Source organism: Bacillus cereus (genome assembly GCF_002577405.1).
Classification (GTDB): Bacteria; Bacillota; Bacilli; order Bacillales; family Bacillaceae_G; genus Bacillus_A; species Bacillus_A cereus_AU.
Window position 1 is genome coordinate 478,358 of the sequence record NZ_NULR01000001.1, and the last position, 19,984, is coordinate 498,341.

Below are 19,984 nucleotides of genomic sequence, written 5' to 3' on the forward strand. Positions count from 1 at the left end.
AATGTTTGTACAATATGCATTACATCAACTTAAAATTGCTGTTGATACTTCTATTCATATGCTTAATCAATATAGTGAAGGTGATTTAAAAATACAACCAATTCACTCGAAGCGATCCATATTTGAAATGTGTGCACACCTTTCTCTTATTTGTCATGCTGATTTACTCATTTTAAATGGTATTACGGAAAAAGAGTTACATACCTTTTATATAGAACATACACCAGAAACAGTTAGTCACATACAACAAACGATGCTTCAAGGATACGATTTACTTTCTAAAACGTTTTTATCCTATTCCAATGAAGAATTAGCGAAAATTAAGACTGCTTATTGGGGTATTTCTTATTCTAGGTTCGAATGGTTGCTTGAAATTGTTGTCCACGTCTATCATCATCGCGGGCAAATTCATATTTTATTATGTGAGCACGTTAAAGATCCTAACATACCTTTATTTCAATAAAGGTATGTTAGACGACATTAAACTTCTCTAAGGCAAATAATATGCCACCTTCACTTGATTTCTTTGTAACGTAATCCGCTTTTTTCTTTAACTCTTCTCTACCATTCCCCATCGCAATCCCTAATCCTACATACTGCAACATCTCAATATCATTTCCACCGTCGCCAAAAGCAATTGCTTCTGATTTACAAATTTTTAAATGCTCCAATATTTTTTGAATAGCCGTTAATTTTGATACTTTATTATCTTCCAATACATTCATAACATAACCATGAAAACGTTCAAACGTAAGCGTTGGATATCTTTCAAAAAATTTTTGAGCTTCTATTTCATCAGCATACAGACATAAACAATAGACCTCTTCTGAAAAACTCTTGCTTTTTTCCGGATACTTTCCTAAATTTAAAGTCTCGTTAAGCGCTTGAATTACACGTTCATTATCCGAGGCTATTCCGTTCATTGCAAAATCCTCTGTGAAATAAGAAATACTATGACCATGTAATTCAGCAAACCCCGAGATATCATGAACAATTTCACTAGAAAGTACTGATTTATGTATAACTGTTTCCTCACACTTGATATGTGCACCATTTGCAGAAATAAACGTATTTATGCCCAGTTCTTTAAATTGTGAACATAAACTATACGGTCTCCCTGTTGTAACAACTACATGAATCTCTTTATCTATTAACCTTCGTATCGCTTCTTTTGTACTTTCGTGCATACTTCTATCAATCTCGCTTAATAGCGTACCGTCAACATCGAAAAATACAACTTTGTACATAAGTCTTTACATCCCGTCCAAATGATTCGTATCATTAATGAAATGTACTGTTTTGTGTTCACCCTCAATTTCAATTAAACTTATTCCCGTATCTCCCATTTTAAAATAATAGTCCATTGAAATTGGCATTTTGAAAAATGCACGTAATATACTATTAATTACGCCTCCATGCGCAACAATTGCAATTCGATCATATGTATTCTCTGTTACAATTTTAGAAAAGATTCCTTCTATTCTCATTCTAAATTCGATAAATGACTCACCATTTTCAAAACGATCATGAAGAAACTTCGGCTCAGGGTATTTCTTCGCTTCTTCAAATGACAGACCTGCTTGTACCCCATTATTGAACTCCATTAATTCCTCTTCTAATTGAATTGGACACCCGATTCCTTCTGCTAATGTTTCACCAGTTTCGCGAGCACGTTTTAATGTACTTGACCAAATGAAATCTGGTGCAAAATCCTTTTTCACTTTCTGTACAAGCCTTTGTACTTGTTGTCTCCCTTTGTCAGTTAACTCGAAATCAGCTCGTCCTTCATGTACATTTAAAATGTCCGCTTCGGATTCTCCGTGTCGTATTAGTAGTATTTGCATGTTTCTTCCCCCTTATCTCCTTAAAACCAAGACTAAATCTTAACACATTTTTTAAAATTTTCAAAATAATAAAAGCAATCCCCATTCATAAAAGAATGAAAATTGCTTTTATTACTAACTAACTTTCTTTTAAACTAGCTTTAGACTTTCCTCCTACTCCCCAATGCGAACTCGGGATTTCATTCACCAGCACACGCACTCTTTCAACATCTACATCTAAGTTTTTTGCAACCGCCTCTGTAACATCAAATATTAGATTTTGAATTTGCTCCTTCTTTCTACCTTCTATTATTTGAATTTGTATAATGGGCATTTTTATCTCTCGCTTTACTTTTTATTCACAAAACATCGCTATACTTCCTAAATCATCAAATTGTGCAATAATAGAATCTCCTGCTTTGAAAGCAATCGCTTCTGATAATGCTCCACTTAATACAATATCACCTTTCTTTAACCCTTCATTTTGTAAACCAAGTTTGTTTACCGCCCAAGCAATCGCCTCTGCTGGATGTCCCAGTACAGCTGCCCCCGTTCCAGTTGTAGCAATCTTACCATTCTTCGACATAACCATCCCTACATTAGCTAAATCTATATCTTTAACATCAATCCACTTACTTCCTAACAAAAATTTTGAAGATGAACAATTATCTGCTATTACGTCAGGTAATGTAAATTTGAAATTTAAATACCTACTATCAATAATCTCTAAAGCTGGCGCGACATATTTCGTTGCCTTTAATACATCCTCAGCTGTCACATTCGTCCCTTGTAAATCCTCATCCATTAAAAAGGCAATCTCTGGTTCTACTTTTGGATGAATCAATGTTTCGTATTGTAATGGCTCCCATTCGAACGCTAACATATCTTCCAACAAATATCCGTATATCGCTTCATCAATACCCATCATTTGTTGTTTTGCCTTACTTGTTAATCCAAGTTTTACCCCAACTCTTTTAGAACCTTCGTTCATTTTTTGTTCAATTAAACATTTTTGCAATCTATATGCGTCATCCACCGTTAAATCCGGATGCTTATCTGTTACTTTCACTACTTCTTTTCTATCTTTTTCAGCCTGAAGTAAATAGTCAACAATTTCTATATCTGCTCCTTTTACTAAAGCCATCTTTTACACCCCCATTTTTATCTTTGCTAATTCTGCCGCGACATCTAAAATCATATCCTCTTGTCCACCAACTACTTTTCTTTTCCCAAGTTCTATTAAAATATCACGGGCGTCTACACCAAAACGCTTTGCCGCTCTTTCAGCATGTAATAAAAAGCTCGAATATACACCAGCATATCCCATTACAAGACTTCCTTTTTGAATTTCTTGCGGTGCTGGCAATAAAGGTGCAACAACATCCTCAGCTAAGTCCATCATCTTATATAAATCTATATCTAGCTTATATCCCATACGATCTAAAACAGCTAGTAATACCTCTGTTTGGGCATTTCCAGCTCCAGCGCCAAGGCACCGCACGCTTCCATCAATACGTGTCGCACCTTCTTCAATTGCCACCACTGTATTCGCTACTGCAACAGAAAGATTATTATGACCATGGAAACCAATTTCGACATTTAAAGATTGACGTAATGCTCGAATACGTTCACGTACTTCGTGAGGCAATAAAGCACCCGCTGAATCCGTTACATAAATCGCCTCAGCACCATAGGCCTCCATAAGCTTTGCTTGTTCTACTAACTTTTCAACCGGTGCAGAGTGTGCCATCATTAAAAAGCCACACGCTTCCATACCTAACTCACGCGCAAATTGAATATGCTGTGCTGAAACATCTGCTTCTGTTACATGCGTCGCTACACGAACAAGTTTCGCACCAATATTTGCAGCTTGCTTTAATTCATGGATCGTTCCAATACCAGGAATTAACAAAACAGCTACTTTAGCTTGCTTACACTCATCTACCGCTGCTTCAATCAACTTCATTTCATTAACTAATGACTTTCCATATTGTAATGTGGAGCCTCCTAAACCATCTCCATGACTCACTTCAATATAATGCATACCGGCCTCATCTAATGCTCTAGTTACAGATCGAACTTGTTCTTCTGTAAATTGATGTTTCATTACATGGCTTCCATCACGTAAACAAACTTCCGTTATTTTCACTGGTATTTCACTATTTCGCCTCATTCATTACACCTCTTTTCTTCTCTGAAATGATCCGCATTGCAAATTCTTCACCTACTTTTAATGCCGCTGCCGTCATAATATCTAAATTGCCAGCATAAGGAGGAAAGTAGTCTCCAGCTCCTTCAACCTCTAAAAATACAGTCACACGATTCTCATCAAACATCGGCTCTTGTTTTAGAGAATAACCTGGAACGTATGCCCTAACTACTTCAACCATCTTATGAATTGCTTCACGAATAGAATCCTCATCCATATATTTAACTTCACAATATACTGTATCCCTCATTAAAATAGGAGGCTCCGCAGGATTTAATATAATAAGTGCTTTCCCATAATCTGCTCCGCCAATCTCTTCAATTCCACGCCTCGTCGTAATTGTAAATTCATCAATATTTGCCCTTGTACCTGGACCTGCACTTAAACTTGAAATAGTTGCAACTATCTCTGCATATGTAACATTTGCCACTTCATTAATCGCATGAACAATCGGAATCGTTGCTTGTCCTCCGCACGTAATCATATTAACGTTTTGCTTATCTACAAAATCATTATTTCGGATAGCAGGACAAACGAACGGTCCGCATGCAGCCGGAGTTAAGTCAATTACTATTTTCCCAAGCTCTCCTAATACTTTTGCATGATAACTATGTGCTTTAGCTGAAGTTGCATCAAATACAATATCAGCTAAACTTGGATTATCAATTATTGCTTGTATACCATTATCAAAAACCTCGTATCCTGCTTCTTTTGCTCGCTTTAAACCATCCGATTTTGAATCTATTCCAATCATGGCATTTAGCTCTATAACTTCACTTTTTCTTAATTTATACATTAAATCCGTGCCAATATTACCCGATCCGATTATAGCCACCTTTACTTTCTCCACATTTATCCCCCCTTTTTTCAACGCTTTAATCTATATAAATGTTACAGAAACCGATCCAAGTAAACCGAAATCAGCTCGAATGTTGTCTTCACTTTGAACTGAAACAGCACCAGATAATGCGCCAGGTAAAATTAGTTCCCCTGCTTTCAATCCAATATTAAATTCATAAAGCTTATTAGCTAACCAAGCAATAGCTTGTGCTGGATGGCCTAATGCAGCCGCGCCAGCACCCGTTGCAATTAAACTATTATTTTTATAAAGCGTCATTCCAGTTGTACGTAAATCTACTTTATCGATGCTAGAAAATGTATTACCAATTACAACCTTCGCTGACGAGCCATTATCCGCTACTGTATCAGCCAGCTTAATTTTCCAATCAGCAATGCGACTATCAATTATTTCAAGTGTAGGTACAACATACTTTGTTGCCATCAGTACATCAATGTATGTAATATTAGGCCCATTTAAATCTTGCTCTAGCACAAATCCTATTTCTGCTTCTATTTTCGGAGATACAAAGGAACTCATTGAAACTTCACTACCACTTTCTATCTTCATATCATCTAGTAAATGTCCATAATCCGGCTCATTTACCCCAAGCATTTGTTGCATTGCAACGCTTGTAAGACCAACTTTCTTGCCAATTATGCTACGTCCACTCTCTAACTTTCTCCCTACAACTTCAAGTTGAATATTATAAGCATCCTCAACAGATAAATTATCATATCTCTCAGTAAAAGGAAGTATCCCTACACGTGAATTTTCAGCTTGTACTAGTTCATCGGCTAATTCTTTAATTAACAATTGCTCTCACCTCATTTTTAAATTTATATATCCCTAAATATTCACATTGTAACTAACCCCCATCTATCTACTTTATTTCCATAAATATTAGATGGGAGTTCTTTGTACTTTAAGTTTAAACATCACCTTTATAATTTCATCGTTACTGTCTTAGCTTCCGTATAAAATTCAAAACTATGACGTCCACCTTCTCGACCAATCCCGCTTGCCTTCGAACCTCCAAATGGAGTACGTAAGTCCCGAACATACCAACAATTAATCCATAGTAAGCCTGAATCAATTTGTGAAACCACTCGTTGCGCTCTTCTAAGATCATTGGTCCAAACAACTCCAGCTAGTCCATAAATGGAATCATTCGCAATGCGAATTGCATCCTCTTCCGTTTTAAATGGAATAACAACTAGAACTGGACCAAATATCTCTTCTTGCGCTACACGCATACTATTATCAACATCATATAGAATAGTAGGTTCATAAAAATTCCCTTCTACTAAACTCTTAACTCTTTTTCCACCATAGGCTAATTTTGCACCTTCCGAAATTCCTATTTCTACATAGCGATCAACCGTTTCTAAATGAGATTTTGATACTAGTGCTCCCATATCTGTCTCTTCAGAAAGAGGGTTTCCAACTTTTATTCTTTGTACAGCTGCTACAAATTTTTCTAAAAACTGTTCATATACACTTTCTTGCACAAGTAATCTCGAACCAGCTAAACAAATTTCTCCTTGGTTCCGATATATAGCTTCAATCGAGCCTTGTACCGCTTCATCTAAATCCGCATCTTCAAATACGATATTTGCTGATTTACCTCCCAATTCTAATGAAACAGGGATTAAATTCTCTGCTGCATTACGCATAATTGTTTTTCCTGTATTACTTTCTCCAACAAATGAAATTCTTCTTACAGCTGGATGTGTAGTCATTTGTGTCCCAACAGTACTCCCTGGACCTGTAATAATATTAAGTACACCTGGAGGTAATCCCGCATCATTTGCAATTTCGCCGAGCATAACTGCACTTAAAGGCGTATAAGAGGCTGGTTTAACAACAACTGTATTACCAGAAGCAAGTGCCGCTGATGCTTTCCACGTCATTTGCATAAATGGTAAATTCCAAGGAATGATTAAACTAGTCACTCCCGCTGGAGCGTACTTTGCATATGACATAAAATTATGTTTGTCATAATGTTCATGTACCAAATATTTAGCCATTTCAGCAAAGAAGCGAAAGTTATGAGCCGCACGTGGTATATCGAATCCTTTACTTTCCTTAATTGGTTTTCCAACATCAAGAGTTTCTATATACGCTAATTCATCTACTCTCTCCATAATTAAATCCGACATTTTGCATAAAATATCCGATCGTTCTTCAACAGGCATTTTACTCCAAATCCCACTTTTAAATGTTCGTTCTGCCACATCAATTGCTCTTTTTGTATCCTCTTCATTTGCCTTCGCTACAGAAGCTAACTTTCTATTCGTCGCTGGATTGAACGTATCAAACGTTTCACCACATATGGAATCCACATATTGTCCATCAATAAACAATTTCGCATCTTTTACTTTCATTTTGTCAGCTAATAATTCTTTGTTCACCTTCTTTACCTCCTACTCCTCAATTTCTAAAACCATCTCAATTTCAATTGTTGTGTTATTAGGTAATTGAGCCATACCGACTGCAGAGCGAGCGTGTTTTCCTTTTTCTCCAAAAATCTCTACTAATACATCAGATGCCCCGTTCATTACTTTTGGCTGATTGATAAAATCCTCCGTACTATTTACAAAGCCAAGCAGCTTTACAACTCGTTTCACCTTATTTAAATCACCTAGTTCATTTCTTACAACACTTAATAAATTCAACATGGATTGTCTCGCTGCTTTATATCCATCATCAATCGATATATCCTTTCCTAATTTCCCGTGATACTCATCTACACCTTGTCCAGCAGTAAATAATAAGTTACCTACTTTTACACAACTAACATAATTTCCAACCGCTGGGCGAATAGCTGGTAGTATAATTCCCAACTCTCTTAATTTATCCTCAGGTGTTTGTACTCTCTGCATATGCTACACCTCGTTTTTTTATATCAATATTTAAAAATTCTGCTGCATTTCCTCCAAGCATTGCTGCTTTTTGTTCCCCGGATAAACCAGATGTTTCATCAATCACTCTACCCGGATCAATTTCTCGCAATAAAAATGGATAATCCGAACCCATAAAAATCTTTTCATGCCCAAATCTTTCAATCATATATTTCAAATTCATAGGATCATAATTTAAAGAGTCAAAATAAAATTTCTTTGCGTAATAACTAGGAGGGTGTGTAGTCAAACGTAAATGAGGCCATACTTTCCAGCCTTGATCTAATCTTGGCAAAATATATGGAAAAGATCCGCCGCCATGCGCAAAACAAACTTTTAACCGTGGAAACTTTTCCATTATTCCACTACATATAAGTGTAGCTGCTGCAAGCGCCGTTTCACTTGGCATACCGACTGTATACATAAAATTATGGTGTGGCATTCTATCGCGTCCTAACGTTTCCCACGGATGGATAAAAATTGGAACTTGCCACTTTTCAGCCATTCGAAAGAATTCAATAAACGATGGGTCATCTAAATTTTTACCATTTACGTTTGTGCCAATTTCAATACCATGTAAATTTAATTCCGTTATGCAACGTTCCATTTCACGAATTGCAGTTTCTCCATCTTGCATCGGAACCGTTCCTAACCCTACAAAACGATCTGGATGTGCTGAAACTGTTTCTGCAATAAAATCATTTTGAATACGTGCCATACTTTCGGCTTCCTCTGGTTTTGCCCAATACGAAAATGTAACAGGGATTGGCGATAAAACTTGAATATCTACACCTTCACGATCCATATCTTCAATTCTTTTCTTAGGGCACCATACTTGGTCTGTCACATCACGAAAATTTTTCCCTCCGACCATAATACTTGCACCACATGTACAAGTCCGATTTAATATTGGCCAGCGACCGCCACCAAACTTCTCTTCAAAATCTGGAAAAGTTTCAGGAATAATATGTGTATGAAAATCTATTCGCACTTCCATTCCTCCACTTCTTCTGGCATAATGTAACCACAGTTTTTACATGCTCGAATTTCCTTATTTGAATTAAAACTATGAATTGCTTCTTTTACTTGTTTTTCAATATCATTTAATTGAACACGTACACGATGCATTTCATGATTGCACTCGTCACAGAACCAAACGAAATCCTCAAGTTCTCCTTGGCTACGTTTTCTTTCAATTACTAGCCCAAATGTGTTAGCAACGCGATGTGGTGAATGTGGTACCATAGCCGGCAGCATAAATACATCCCCTTCTTTTACTGTGACGACTTCCCGCTTACCTTCCTCTGTAATACATTCCACATAACATTCACCTTTAATTTGATAGAAAAATTCATCTGAGGGATCTACGTGGAAATCACGTCTTCTATTTGGACCCCCTAATATCATGGCAATAAATTCCGAATCTTGCCAAATAACTTTGTTATTTACTGGCGGCTTCAATAACTCCTTATTCTCATCAATCCATTTTAGTAAATTAAAAGATTGCAATGTTTTAGACATATTGTTTCCTCCTCTTTATTCCTTCTATTTATATCGTTTTAAAAGACCAACCGAGTAAAGAGCTAGACTTTTGCAACTCTCCATGACATACATAATTTCTAATTCTCGTTGAAGATATTCGCTCACCTTCTTCACAGCAAACATCTTTCACTATAGAAATATTGAAGTGTTCTCTTAGCAGCCCTATATTACCTTCTCGATTTTTTCCGAACCTAAAATCTTGACCAATATAAATGTCTACAGGATTTAACCTTTTTAAATCTTGAACAAAACAACTCGCACTTTTTGTTATATATGACTCATCAAACCGTATTACAACCACATGTTCAACACCGAGATTTTGAAGACGTTTCACCTTCTCTTCAACGGGTGTTAATATTTGCGCTCCTTGAAAATAAGAGCGTGGTGGTGGATCAAATGTATACACAACATTTGTTATCTTTAATTCCTTTGCCTTCTCAACCGCATTTTTAATAACAGCTTGATGGCCTTTATGTACACCATCAAAAGCACCTATTGAGACAATGGATTTCGTTAATTCAGGTATACACTGCTCATGTATATAAATAATTCTCAGCTCTCTTCTTCTAGAGTTAAATTTCCAAATAGCCAAATTCCTTCGAGATCAAATTCGCCGTATTCATCACACTTTGAATTATGATTTCACGATTACTTCCCTGCATATACGATATAGGTCCAACAATATTCAGCGCCGCAATAGTTCTCCCGGTATAAGATCGAATAGGAGCTGCAATCCCATACATTCCATGTTCATTTTCATTATCACTAATTGAATAGCCTTGCTTACGAATCTTCTGTAACTCTGTCTGGAATTGTTTTTCGCAAGTAATTGTATTAGGCGCTCGCGGTAAAAGCCCTTTTTCTGAAGTATATTCTAAGGAAGATGAATTAAATGAAAGCAGTACTTTCCCTGTACTTGTACAATATGCAGGTTCTCTTGATCCAACATGTGTTGAAATTTGAACGGACTCCTTCGATGAAACCTTCAAAATAAATACAACATCACCTCGATCAAACATACCGATATGTACAGTACCACTAAAATTTCTTACCAGTTCTTCAACCAGCGGAATTGCTCCACTATAAATCTCTTGCTGAAACATGACTTGATTTCCCCACTCTAACAATTTCCAACCTAATCTATATTTTCTTTGCTCATCTTGAATGAGCATTCCTTCTGCACATAACGTACGAACAAGATGGTGAACTGTACTAGCATTCATCTTTAATTTTTCCGCTATTTCAGAATTTCCTAGTACAGGTTCATCACTCGTAAAACAATTTAGAATTTTACAAATTTTACTGATAGAAGCGATCAAATCATTTACCTCCCCTATTCCAGTTACAGTTCTCTAGTTTTAGATGTTTTTAAAAAATATAAGAAGATTTACATCCTAACAGTAAAATTCTTGTTATTATCTGTTGCTCCTTCCTTTTCTAAATAAAAATGTAAGCGTAAACATTTTCATTTAGCTCAAAGCACCTTCTGATGAACTCGATTGCAACGCATTGTTTACTAGGGAAAACGTTTGTTGTTTTTTGTACGCATTATAAAACATTCCCATTTTACGCACTGGATCTCCAGAATAATAACGCTCATATTGTAATAATCGCTGTCCAAAAGCTTCTCCACATAAATCCCATGCTAATTTAAATAAACGAACTCGTTCCTCAGAAGATACTCCTTCACGCCCAATATAGTATTTTTCCATATCGTCTTGAATTTCGGGATTCATAAAGTCTGCACCTGTCGGTGACATTAATAATCCACCAGCACCAATGGTTTGAATAATCTCAATTGCACGCGGATACATTTTAGGTAATAAACTGCGTATTGTATCAAGTGGTAACCTTGCAGGAATAACTTCTCCATATGGATTTGTTTCATATTCATACTCAGCTACTTGTAAGAGTGCACGTATCGTTTCTACATCTTGCATAAGCTCTGCTAACTGGTTTTGTACATTCAAAAATCCATCTACTCCTATCGAATCTGCTAATTTCATAGCTACTTCAGCAGCGAAAGAAAGCTTAACTAATCCTCTTACCCCAGATTGATGCGCTGGTTGATGACCAATTCCCGTTTTAGGATACAATTGATTCCCAGCTTCTATATTTTGATAAATAAATACTTTATCCCATGGGATAAACACATTATGAAATACTAGTAATGCATCCATTTCCTCAAACCTTGATGCAAGTGGATGATCAAATAAAGAGCGTTTTCCATCTTGCATTGGCTCACGACAAAGAATTCTTAGTCCTGGTGCATCAATTGGAACTGCAAAAGAGATTGCATGACGTTCATCACCTGGTTTAAAACTCGGATAAGAATATATAATTACTTCGTCTGTAATCGGAGCAAGTGTCGCTAACATTTTAGCACCACTTACATACATTCCTTCCGCTGTTTCACTTACTACACCTAAATGCATCGTTTCATCTTCTTGTTGATGAGAAGCCTTACTCCGATCATTTTGCGGATTAATAATCGCATGTGTTAAAAACAAATCATTATCCCGTATATGCTTATAATAATTTTTTATATTCTTTCCCCATTCTGAATTGAATTTCTCAAAAAACCATGAATTACTTGCCATTGAAGTAACTGTTACATTTAAAAAGTCAGGTGTTCTTCCCATTAAACCAAAGGTAGCTTTTGCCCACACTTCAAATAATTCACGGCGTGCTTTTAAGTCCTCATAATTTTTGGGTACTAAAAATGCATTTGAAACCCTTTCTCCTGTCTCTTCGCATATATGAGTAATCTTATTCTGATATTCTGGATTGTGCTGCATATCATATAAGTTAGCAATTTGTAAAATAGGTTCGCGAAAAACATCTTCATTTACTACATCCGTTACTCTTCTCCCACCAATCCAAATTTCAGGATTTCTTTTTCTTAATCCTTCAATATACTGTTCCCCTGTTCTAATTGCCATTCTTTCCCCTCCAATTTCACATAATAATATACTAAAAAGTTTAGAAACTTCACTAGATGACTGAATTTTCAATCATTATACCAATTTTAATTTGTTCAAGTTCCCCTTAATTTCACATTATGAAATCTTATTATTTTTTTAAAAAACATGAAAAAGGAGCGGTCCCCCGCCCCTCACCCATTCACTTTCTCTGCATTATTCCAATAATACTTACTAAACGCTTCCGTTAACACATCAATCGTGTTATATAATTCATCTAACGTATTATCAACACCACCAACTTCAATTAACATCGCATTTTTAGATAAATCTTGGTTATAAAACCCATTTCCATCTTTTTTATACTTCGGAAAAATCCCTCTACTTAATCCGTAATAGTTTTCATCTAAATAACTATTGATTGCTCTTGCAATTTTTTCATTTTCAGCACGGCCTTCATTTTCCATCCCAATTATAAAATATAATCTTGCATACGATTTCCCGTTAATTACTTTTGTTGTTACCTTCTTCCGCTGATCGTCACGGTGTATATCAATCGGAAACGCAATTTTATTATTTTGTGCTAATGCTTCTTTTACATATTCATGAGACGCTTTATATGATTGCGGCCATTTCCATTTTTTACTCGCTAATAAATCACCCATATTCGTTTTATCATGAATTACCGGAATTCCTTGTCCTTCAAGTTGCTCTTTCATACGTTTCCCTAGTAAAGATACATTTACATCTGGGCTAGATGGATCAGTTGCCCCTGGTAATAATGGAAAGAAGGATTCCCAGCTGTGTGTATGGTAAATATATACTTCACTTTCACCTTTTTGCGTTCCATTCTTTTTCTGTACCGGATTATTCTTTTCCGCTTCTGTAACTTTGTCTTTTGCTACTTCTCGATCTTTCGTTATTTCTTCTATTGGTACACTAGATTCATTGGGGATATTCGTAAAGTTTGTCCCTTCCCCAGCTACGATAATGTTAGAATAATATTTTGACATACCAGGTACTTCTTTACCGACAAATGTTCTTAAGTCTTTAATTTTCAAATCTGTCGCAATAGAGAACATTAAATTCCCAACCGATTCTCGTTTATTTTGCTTAAAATAATCAAATCCGTAATAGCGATTCTCACTTTCTATCATTTGAACAAAACCTTGCATAGATACTTTTCCAAACCATTGATTCGCATAATTCGATTTCATTGTATGTAAAAGTGACGTCAAAATCGACGCAATAATAATTACTATTAGTGCATATAAAAAGAGTAACGAAACTAGTTTTTTCCCATGTATACGAGTTGTATACTTTTTCACTGTATCACCTTCTTTATACATGGATATGTACAAGCTTTTCTTAATATACGTACAAAAAAGAGAAATGGTACCCCATTTCTCTTTCTCACTCTTATAATTATTTTTCTGTATCTGACGAAGGTAATTTCTTCGCTTGTTTTTCTTTAAAAATTTCCCCAATTGCACCAAGAGTACCAAGTGTCTCAATTGCATTAGACGGAATAAAGACTTTATTTGCTGGTCCTTTCGCAACCTCAATCAATGATTCAAATGATTTATAAGCAAGTACGCGTTCATCTAAATCTGCTGCACGAAGTAATTCAATTCGGTTTTGTTCTGCTTTTGCGATTTCCTCAATCGCTCTTGCTTCCCCTTGCGCTTCTAATTCTTTTGCTTCTTTTAAACCTTCAGCTTCTCGAATACGTGCTTCTTTATCCCCTTCAGCCATTAAAATTTTACTTTGCTTTTCCCCTTCAGCACGAAGGACTTTATCTTGTTTTGCAGCTTCAGCCTCTAAAATAATCGCACGTTTATTACGTTCTGCTTTCATTTGTTTTTCCATCGATGCTTGCACATCTTTTGGCGGGTTAATATCCACTACTTCAACACGTTCAATACGAACGCCCCATTTTTCTGTTGCTTCATCAAGCGCTAAGCGAATTTCTGTTGAAATTTTTTCACGACCAGATAATGTTTCATCAAGTTCCATTTTACCAATAATTTGACGCATCGTTGCAGAAGTAATATTACGAACACCATATTCATAGTTAGAAATACCATATGTCGCAAGTTCTGGTTCAACAATTTGATAGAAAATAATTGTATCAATTTCTACTTGTACATTATCTTTCGTAATTACTTTTTGTGGTGGTACATTCGTTTGTTGAATACGTAAGTCATGATATACACGAACGCGATCTACAATCGGGATTAAAATATTTAATCCTGGGTGCATAATACGTTGAAACTTACCAAATCTTTCAATGACCCCAACTTTTTGCTGAGGAATAATTTTAATTGTTAATGCGATAAATGTAACTACAATTAGTGCGAATATAATCGTTAACGTTAATGCTACCATATTTACTCACTCTCCTTTTTTACTTGTAATATAGTACTATGCCTCTTTATAACTACCACTTTTTCTCCAGCATCAATAGGATCATCTGCAACAGCTGTCCAAGTATCTCCATCCACTTTCACAATACCGTTCGCTTCGTTTGTAATCGCTTGCATAATAATTCCTTTTTTACCGACAAGCATATCCACTGTATCAGTAAAACCTTTTGCTTCTCGAAAGTTTTTTGAAATTCTTTTCGTAAAGAACGTCAATGTTAAACTTACAATCCCACCAATAACAACTTGTAAAAATAATGCATCAGGAGCAAATAAAGCAATAAGACCTCCGACAACAGCCCCAATTCCAAGCCAAAGCATATAAAACGTAATCGATAACATTTCTGCGATAAATAAAACACCCGCTATAATAAACCAAATCACCCAACCAGCCATATACAACCCTCACTTTCTTTCTCATTTTCTATATGTATATGAAGAAAAGAATGGTTTATCCGCCCTTTCGCATAGAAGGGCGTTTACTACTAGCTATTATATATTCTTTTTTACAACAAGTATTAATAAAATACTATATTAATATATTCTTCATTACATATGAAAATCCCTTTCAAAATATGACAAAAAATTTAATTCTTTTAAAAACATAATTTTCAGATTAAAATAATTCTAACTCGAAAATTATTGTTTTTTTGGAAGGTGGTATTCTTATTGTACAATCGCTCAATAATTTTCTATTTAGGATCAAAATTATGCATTACTCTCGCTGACATCGTATACGTAATGATTATTACAACTCACATCTATATGACAACTCAATCAGCTACATTAACTGCTCTTTTTCCATTATTACAAGTTCTCACTAATCTGATCGCTAACATGTCTGCACCACTTCTCATGAATCGGTTTCCATCTTTTTCGTTGCTATATACTCTCCAATGGATGAAAACAGTTCTTTTACTATTATTAATGATTTTATTTCCGGTCCTTTCCACAAACATATTAGGCCTATTAACTTTCGTTCTTTTCATTTCATTATGTAGTGGCTGGAGCGCCCCATTATTATATGGCATCCTTCCGCGCCTAACACCAAAAGAGGAATTAGTAAGAGTAAACAGTATCTTTTCCTTTTCAACACAAATTGTACAAGCGGTAGCTTATTCATTTACAAGCATTATCGTTCTTCTCATCGGCGTCACTTCTACACTCATGATCAATAACATTTTAATGATTTTCGGATGTGTTGCATTGCACTTTTCATTACGGTCCACACATGCTGAACGAATAACAGAACCTTCCTCTTCAAAGAGTACTGCTTTATTAGAAGGATGGAAACTATTATTTCAACATCCTTCTTTGCGCACAGTTACACTGATGGACTTAATTGAAACTTTCGCAGGAACAATATGGATTGGCGCTATTACGATGGCATACGTTACGACTGTTCTTCATAAAGGTGAAGAATGGTGGGGATACATTAATACAAGCTATTATGTCGGTACATTAGTTGGCGGGATATTAGCTTGGAAAATGAGTACATATATTCAAAATAATTTAATACGCTCCATGGCGATAGGCTCTCTTTTGTTTAGCATTCTTACATTTTTATATGGTATGACGAGCAGCGAGTTTATTGCGTTATTCCTATGTGTTCTAATGGGGCCATGTTATCAAATTAGAGATATTTCTCAAACGACAGTTCTACAATCCAGTGTCGCTCCTTCTTTATTATCAAAAATGTATACAGCACACGGTGCTCTTCTTTCAACAGCCTCTGGATTATCTATGCTTAGCGTTGGAATTATTACAGATACATTTGGCGTTCGTACAATTTATATCATCGCTTCTTTTCTTATTTTATGTTCTGCTTGTTTATCTTTTCGTTTATTAAAGCATCATAAGACAAAGCAGAAAGATATTTCACTTTAATCAATAAAACAAATAGGACAGGCATTCCTGTCCTATTTTATATTCTATTCATGACAAGCCCGGAATTTTTCTATGTTTTGTCGCTTGTTCAAAAGCATAAGCTAATTTAATTAATACCCCCTCGCTAAAGGCAGTGCTTGCAACGGTAATTCCAAAAGGTCTCCCGCTTTCCATATATCCCGCAGGTATTGCTATAGACGGATAACCTGCTTTCGCACATATAGTAGACCCTATATAGGAAGGGAACAGTATCGCGTCAAGATTATATTTTTCCAACGCAAAATCAATACCCTGTTCTTGTGAAAAATATATATCTTCTAATCTAGCATTTAAATATTCTGGATTTCTTAACGTATTAGGAAAATCTTTTCTTACTTCCAACCTAGTTTGTCCATATTTCAAAGCTCTTTCTGCTATGTTTTTATTAAACTCCAATAGCTCTGAAATAGAATGTACTGGAATTGTAGAAGGTAGTTTAGAAAGATAATTATCCAGGCTATGCTTGAGCTCATAAAGCGAAACTCCCCAGCTCCATTCCCTATGAAAAGACGGAATATCAATATCTTCTACTACTGTGGCTCCCTCATTACGTAATACTTGGATCGTTTCCTTAAACAATTTTTCATCGTACTCACCAGATTCATAATATTCTTTTGCTACATTGGTAAATACACCAATCTTCGCTCCATTTAAGCCGTTAACATCAAGATATTTTGTATAATTCTGCTCTGCCCTTCCTTCACTTTTGTGAGTAGCTGCATCCATCTCATCCAATCCAGTTAAACTCCCTAGCAAAATAGCCGCATCTGTTACCGTTCTAGCAAATGGTCCTGCTGTATCTTGTGAATAAGTGAATGGAATAATTCCGCTACGACTAATGAGACCCACAGTCGGTTTAATTCCTACTACAGAGTTTTGAACAGCTGGACTCAATATGGAAGCATCCGTTTCTGTTCCAACAGATAATACTGTAAAATTAGCGGCAACTGCTATCGCAGACCCTGTACTTGAACCACCAACGAACATATCATCCTTGCCCGTTCCGTATGGATGGATTGTTTGACCACCTCTTGCACTATATCCAGCCCACATTTCAAAAGACATTGCATTTGCTAATTCTGTCATATTCGCTTTTCCTATTATCACCGCTCCTGCTTCTCGTAGTTTTGTAACGAGAAATGCATCTTCACTACTTATATTTTGTTCTAGTGCAATTGTACCTGCACTCGTATGCATTGAGTCATTCGTTTCAATATTGTCTTTAAGTAAAACAGGTATACCATGTAATGGGCCTCTTACACCTTTTATCTTTCTTTCATGATCTAATGCTTCTGCAATAAAAATAGCGTCTGGATTGATTTCTAAAATAGAGTTAATTTTCGGCCCATCTTGATCATATTTCGCAATTCTATAGAGGTAATACATGACTAATTCTTTTGAAGTTAACTTCCCATCTTCCATCGCTGTTTGTATATCATGAATTGTTAATTCTTTTTGCAAAAATGTATTGAACTGTATTTCCATTTTCATTCCCCTTCTATACGTCTTTTTATTTACGAAGTGTATCTATTACTTTTTTCATTTTCTCCGCTCCTCCATAAACAACAACTACAATCCCTTTAAAGGAATTCCACTCACCAGTTTAATAACCTTTAATTTCCCGAAAAATAAAAAAGTCTGAAACGAATTAACTTCCGCTTCAGACCCTTTTATTACTTTACACATATCTCATCAAGAAAATGTAAAAATTCACCCTGTTTACCGGCTAATTCAGGACATTTCGTAATATCCACCCATTCGTAACAAAATACTAACCCTCGGTCTTCGTCACCGGCGCTTACTATATGTTCCCACGTATCTTTTACATCTGTTAATAATGAAATGTGGAAAAAATGACGTTTTTGATATTCCTTTTTTTCTTTTACATAAGTAATATAATCGGCAAGGAAGCGCTCGATACAAAAATGGCGTAATCCAGATTCTTCTTGCACTTCACGTAACACCGCTGCTTCTAACGTTTCCCCTTCATCAACTGTTCCACCCGGTACTTGGACACCAGCTTCAGGTATATCACGATGTTTAAAAACAAGTAACTGCATAATCCCCTCTTTTTCTCTTGTAATATATGCGTGTACCTTTTTCTTATATAACATCGTCATTATACTGCTCTCCCCTCAATTTTTCACTCTGTTACTTCTTCAAGCGTCAGTTGATTTTCATATAAATATGTAGCTTGTGGATTCCCCACATACCTTACGTGCCACGGTTCATACCGATAGCCAGTAATCGTTTCTTTCTCTTTTGTATATCGAATCACAAAACCAAATTTATGAGCATTTTCAGAAAGCCACTGACCTTCTTTCGTTTCTCCAAAGACTGTCTCTAGCTGAAATTTAGCAGATTGAGATGTAATATCCATAGCCAGTCCCGTTTGATGTTCACTCGTACCAGGAACCGCGCTAGACATCGCTGTTTTTGCTTCTCCATCTTGTTTTTTATACATCGTATTTAATGCTTTTTGTCGATCAAAAGATCTAAATCCAGAGACTGCAAAAAGAAAAATTCGTTCCTTATCAGCTTGTTGAAACATTTCCTCAAGCGCCTGAGCTGCCTCTTTTCTCATTTTTTTCTTTTCTTGATCACCTTCACTAGAGTAACGTACTTTCGGAATAACTAAATCTGGCGGTCTATACCCATCTGGTAAACGCCTACTTTTATTCACAAGTACCAGCATCGAATTCGGATTACTAATTACCGCAATCTCTCCATCCATATTAGCAATCGTTTCTTTCGCTTTCGGAAATATGTTATTTACATTCACTTCTCGCGCCTGCTTATCCTTATACATTTTATAATTAATTCCTGCTACTCCGACAATGAGTATCGCCGCCACGATACCAATTAGTATCCATCTTTTTTTCATATAACGACCTCTTATTTTAATAATTTGGCCATTTCATACTCATCGATGTCCTTCCCATCGATAATAAGAGCAGCTTTTTTGACACCTTCTTTCTCAAATCCAACTTTTTTATATAGTGCCTGAGCTCTTGTATTGTGGGCCATTACCGTTAATTCTAAACGCCATACATCATGTAATCTTGCCCACTTCTCAACCTCTTTAAACAATCGCGTCCCAATACCTCGCCCACTACACTCTTGCAAAATACCAATTACAATGGCTGCCACATGTCTCTTTCTTTGAATATTATTTCCATTCACTAAAATAAATCCTACTATTCTCTCTTCTTCAACTGCCACAAATATTGTTGCAGTTTCATTTTCTATAAATCGATGAATCATTTGTTCTTGTTGCTTAACTGTAAGTTTTCTTTCTCCTGGTTCATATAACATAAATTTCGTTTCTTCATCTAATTGCTTACTTAATTGCAAAAATGATGCTGCATCTTCTACTTTGATTTCCCTAATCACCTGAAT

23 protein-coding genes are annotated in these 19,984 nt (G+C 35.8%); 2 read left to right on the forward strand and 21 right to left on the reverse strand.

The features are described 5' to 3' along the window. The first annotated feature begins 1 nt into the window (after position 1). Positions 2–463 carry a DinB family protein gene (locus COC96_RS02520; RefSeq protein ID WP_098267624.1) on the forward strand — a complete coding sequence of 154 codons (462 nt, stop codon included), beginning with the start codon at positions 2–4 and terminating at the stop codon, positions 461–463. A 7-nt stretch (positions 464–470) separates the two neighbouring features. Here the strand turns inward: COC96_RS02520 and COC96_RS02525 are convergent, their stop codons facing one another. The 17 genes from COC96_RS02525 to COC96_RS02605 all read right to left on the reverse strand — a co-directional run bounded on the left by COC96_RS02525 (position 471) and on the right by COC96_RS02605 (position 15,055). Beyond that, on the reverse strand, positions 471–1,247 hold the full coding sequence (locus COC96_RS02525; protein WP_098768243.1) for a Cof-type HAD-IIB family hydrolase: 777 nt from the start codon (positions 1,245–1,247) through the stop codon (positions 471–473). A 6-nt stretch (positions 1,248–1,253) separates the two neighbouring features. Further along, positions 1,254–1,844, reverse strand: coding sequence for a histidine phosphatase family protein (locus tag COC96_RS02530; RefSeq protein ID WP_098267626.1), 591 nt, complete (start codon positions 1,842–1,844; stop codon positions 1,254–1,256). 118 nt (positions 1,845–1,962) lie between these two features. Then, a complete protein-coding gene (locus COC96_RS02535; protein WP_255287971.1) occupies positions 1,963–2,163 on the reverse strand; it encodes a 4-oxalocrotonate tautomerase in 201 nt (66 codons plus the stop codon). 15 nt (positions 2,164–2,178) lie between these two features. Next, positions 2,179–2,967, reverse strand: a complete 789-nt coding sequence (locus COC96_RS02540) for a 2-keto-4-pentenoate hydratase (RefSeq protein ID WP_097905840.1) — start codon at positions 2,965–2,967, stop codon at positions 2,179–2,181. 3 nt (positions 2,968–2,970) lie between these two features. Further along, positions 2,971–3,996 carry a 4-hydroxy-2-oxovalerate aldolase gene (gene dmpG, locus COC96_RS02545; protein WP_098267628.1) on the reverse strand — a complete coding sequence of 342 codons (1,026 nt, stop codon included), beginning with the start codon at positions 3,994–3,996 and terminating at the stop codon, positions 2,971–2,973. Continuing rightward, complete coding sequence (locus tag COC96_RS02550; protein ID WP_098267629.1) at positions 3,983–4,882, reverse strand: acetaldehyde dehydrogenase (acetylating); 900 nt, start codon at positions 4,880–4,882, stop codon at positions 3,983–3,985. The genes dmpG and COC96_RS02550 overlap by 14 nt, the downstream gene beginning before the upstream one ends. Positions 4,883–4,912: 30 nt before the next feature. After that, positions 4,913–5,686, reverse strand: a complete 774-nt coding sequence (locus COC96_RS02555; protein WP_071745488.1) for a 2-keto-4-pentenoate hydratase — start codon at positions 5,684–5,686, stop codon at positions 4,913–4,915. Positions 5,687–5,814: 128 nt separating this feature from the next. After that, the gene (locus COC96_RS02560) at positions 5,815–7,284 is read right to left on the reverse strand and encodes an aldehyde dehydrogenase (protein ID WP_098267630.1); all 1,470 of its coding nucleotides are present in this window, start codon (positions 7,282–7,284) and stop codon (positions 5,815–5,817) included. Positions 7,285–7,296: 12 nt separating this feature from the next. Further along, positions 7,297–7,755 (reverse strand): RidA family protein, encoded by a 459-nt coding sequence (locus COC96_RS02565; protein ID WP_098267631.1) that lies wholly within the window; start codon positions 7,753–7,755, stop codon positions 7,297–7,299. Next, entirely contained in the window at positions 7,733–8,770 is a 1,038-nt protein-coding gene (locus COC96_RS02570; protein ID WP_098267632.1) for an amidohydrolase family protein, read from the reverse strand. The genes COC96_RS02565 and COC96_RS02570 overlap by 23 nt, the downstream gene beginning before the upstream one ends. Further along, positions 8,755–9,294 carry a 3-hydroxyanthranilate 3,4-dioxygenase gene (gene nbaC, locus COC96_RS02575; RefSeq protein WP_016088202.1) on the reverse strand — a complete coding sequence of 180 codons (540 nt, stop codon included), beginning with the start codon at positions 9,292–9,294 and terminating at the stop codon, positions 8,755–8,757. The genes COC96_RS02570 and nbaC overlap by 16 nt, the downstream gene beginning before the upstream one ends. 28 nt (positions 9,295–9,322) lie before the next feature. Further along, positions 9,323–9,871, reverse strand: a complete 549-nt coding sequence (locus COC96_RS02580) for an FAD synthetase family protein (protein ID WP_098267783.1) — start codon at positions 9,869–9,871, stop codon at positions 9,323–9,325. Positions 9,872–9,887: 16 nt separating this feature from the next. Then, positions 9,888–10,634 (reverse strand): IclR family transcriptional regulator, encoded by a 747-nt coding sequence (locus COC96_RS02585; RefSeq protein ID WP_098267633.1) that lies wholly within the window; start codon positions 10,632–10,634, stop codon positions 9,888–9,890. Between the two features lie 150 nt (positions 10,635–10,784). Then, on the reverse strand, positions 10,785–12,257 hold the full coding sequence (locus COC96_RS02590) for a 4-hydroxyphenylacetate 3-hydroxylase family protein (RefSeq protein ID WP_098768244.1): 1,473 nt from the start codon (positions 12,255–12,257) through the stop codon (positions 10,785–10,787). A gap of 173 nt (positions 12,258–12,430) precedes the next feature. Next, positions 12,431–13,564 (reverse strand): stage II sporulation protein P, encoded by a 1,134-nt coding sequence (gene spoIIP, locus COC96_RS02595; RefSeq protein ID WP_306475329.1) that lies wholly within the window; start codon positions 13,562–13,564, stop codon positions 12,431–12,433. A 97-nt stretch (positions 13,565–13,661) separates the two neighbouring features. Beyond that, positions 13,662–14,624: an SPFH domain-containing protein gene (locus COC96_RS02600; RefSeq protein WP_098267636.1), complete on the reverse strand. Its 963-nt coding sequence runs from the start codon at positions 14,622–14,624 to the stop codon at positions 13,662–13,664. 2 nt (positions 14,625–14,626) lie between these two features. Further along, entirely contained in the window at positions 14,627–15,055 is a 429-nt protein-coding gene (locus tag COC96_RS02605) for an NfeD family protein (protein ID WP_098267637.1), read from the reverse strand. Between the two features lie 273 nt (positions 15,056–15,328). Here COC96_RS02605 and COC96_RS02610 point away from each other — a divergent pair, with 273 nt between their 5' ends. Beyond that, the gene (locus COC96_RS02610) at positions 15,329–16,546 is read left to right on the forward strand and encodes an MFS transporter (RefSeq protein WP_098267638.1); all 1,218 of its coding nucleotides are present in this window, start codon (positions 15,329–15,331) and stop codon (positions 16,544–16,546) included. Positions 16,547–16,594: 48 nt separating this feature from the next. Here the strand turns inward: COC96_RS02610 and COC96_RS02615 are convergent, their stop codons facing one another. The 4 genes from COC96_RS02615 to COC96_RS02630 form a co-directional block, all read right to left on the reverse strand. Beyond that, entirely contained in the window at positions 16,595–18,070 is a 1,476-nt protein-coding gene (locus COC96_RS02615) for an amidase family protein (protein WP_098267639.1), read from the reverse strand. A gap of 188 nt (positions 18,071–18,258) precedes the next feature. Next, positions 18,259–18,705: an NUDIX hydrolase gene (locus COC96_RS02620; protein ID WP_098267640.1), complete on the reverse strand. Its 447-nt coding sequence runs from the start codon at positions 18,703–18,705 to the stop codon at positions 18,259–18,261. A gap of 23 nt (positions 18,706–18,728) precedes the next feature. Next, positions 18,729–19,469 (reverse strand): M15 family metallopeptidase, encoded by a 741-nt coding sequence (locus tag COC96_RS02625; protein WP_098267641.1) that lies wholly within the window; start codon positions 19,467–19,469, stop codon positions 18,729–18,731. Between the two features lie 11 nt (positions 19,470–19,480). After that, positions 19,481–19,978, reverse strand: coding sequence for a GNAT family N-acetyltransferase (locus tag COC96_RS02630; protein ID WP_141536067.1), 498 nt, complete (start codon positions 19,976–19,978; stop codon positions 19,481–19,483). Positions 19,979–19,984: the final 6 nt, after the last annotated feature.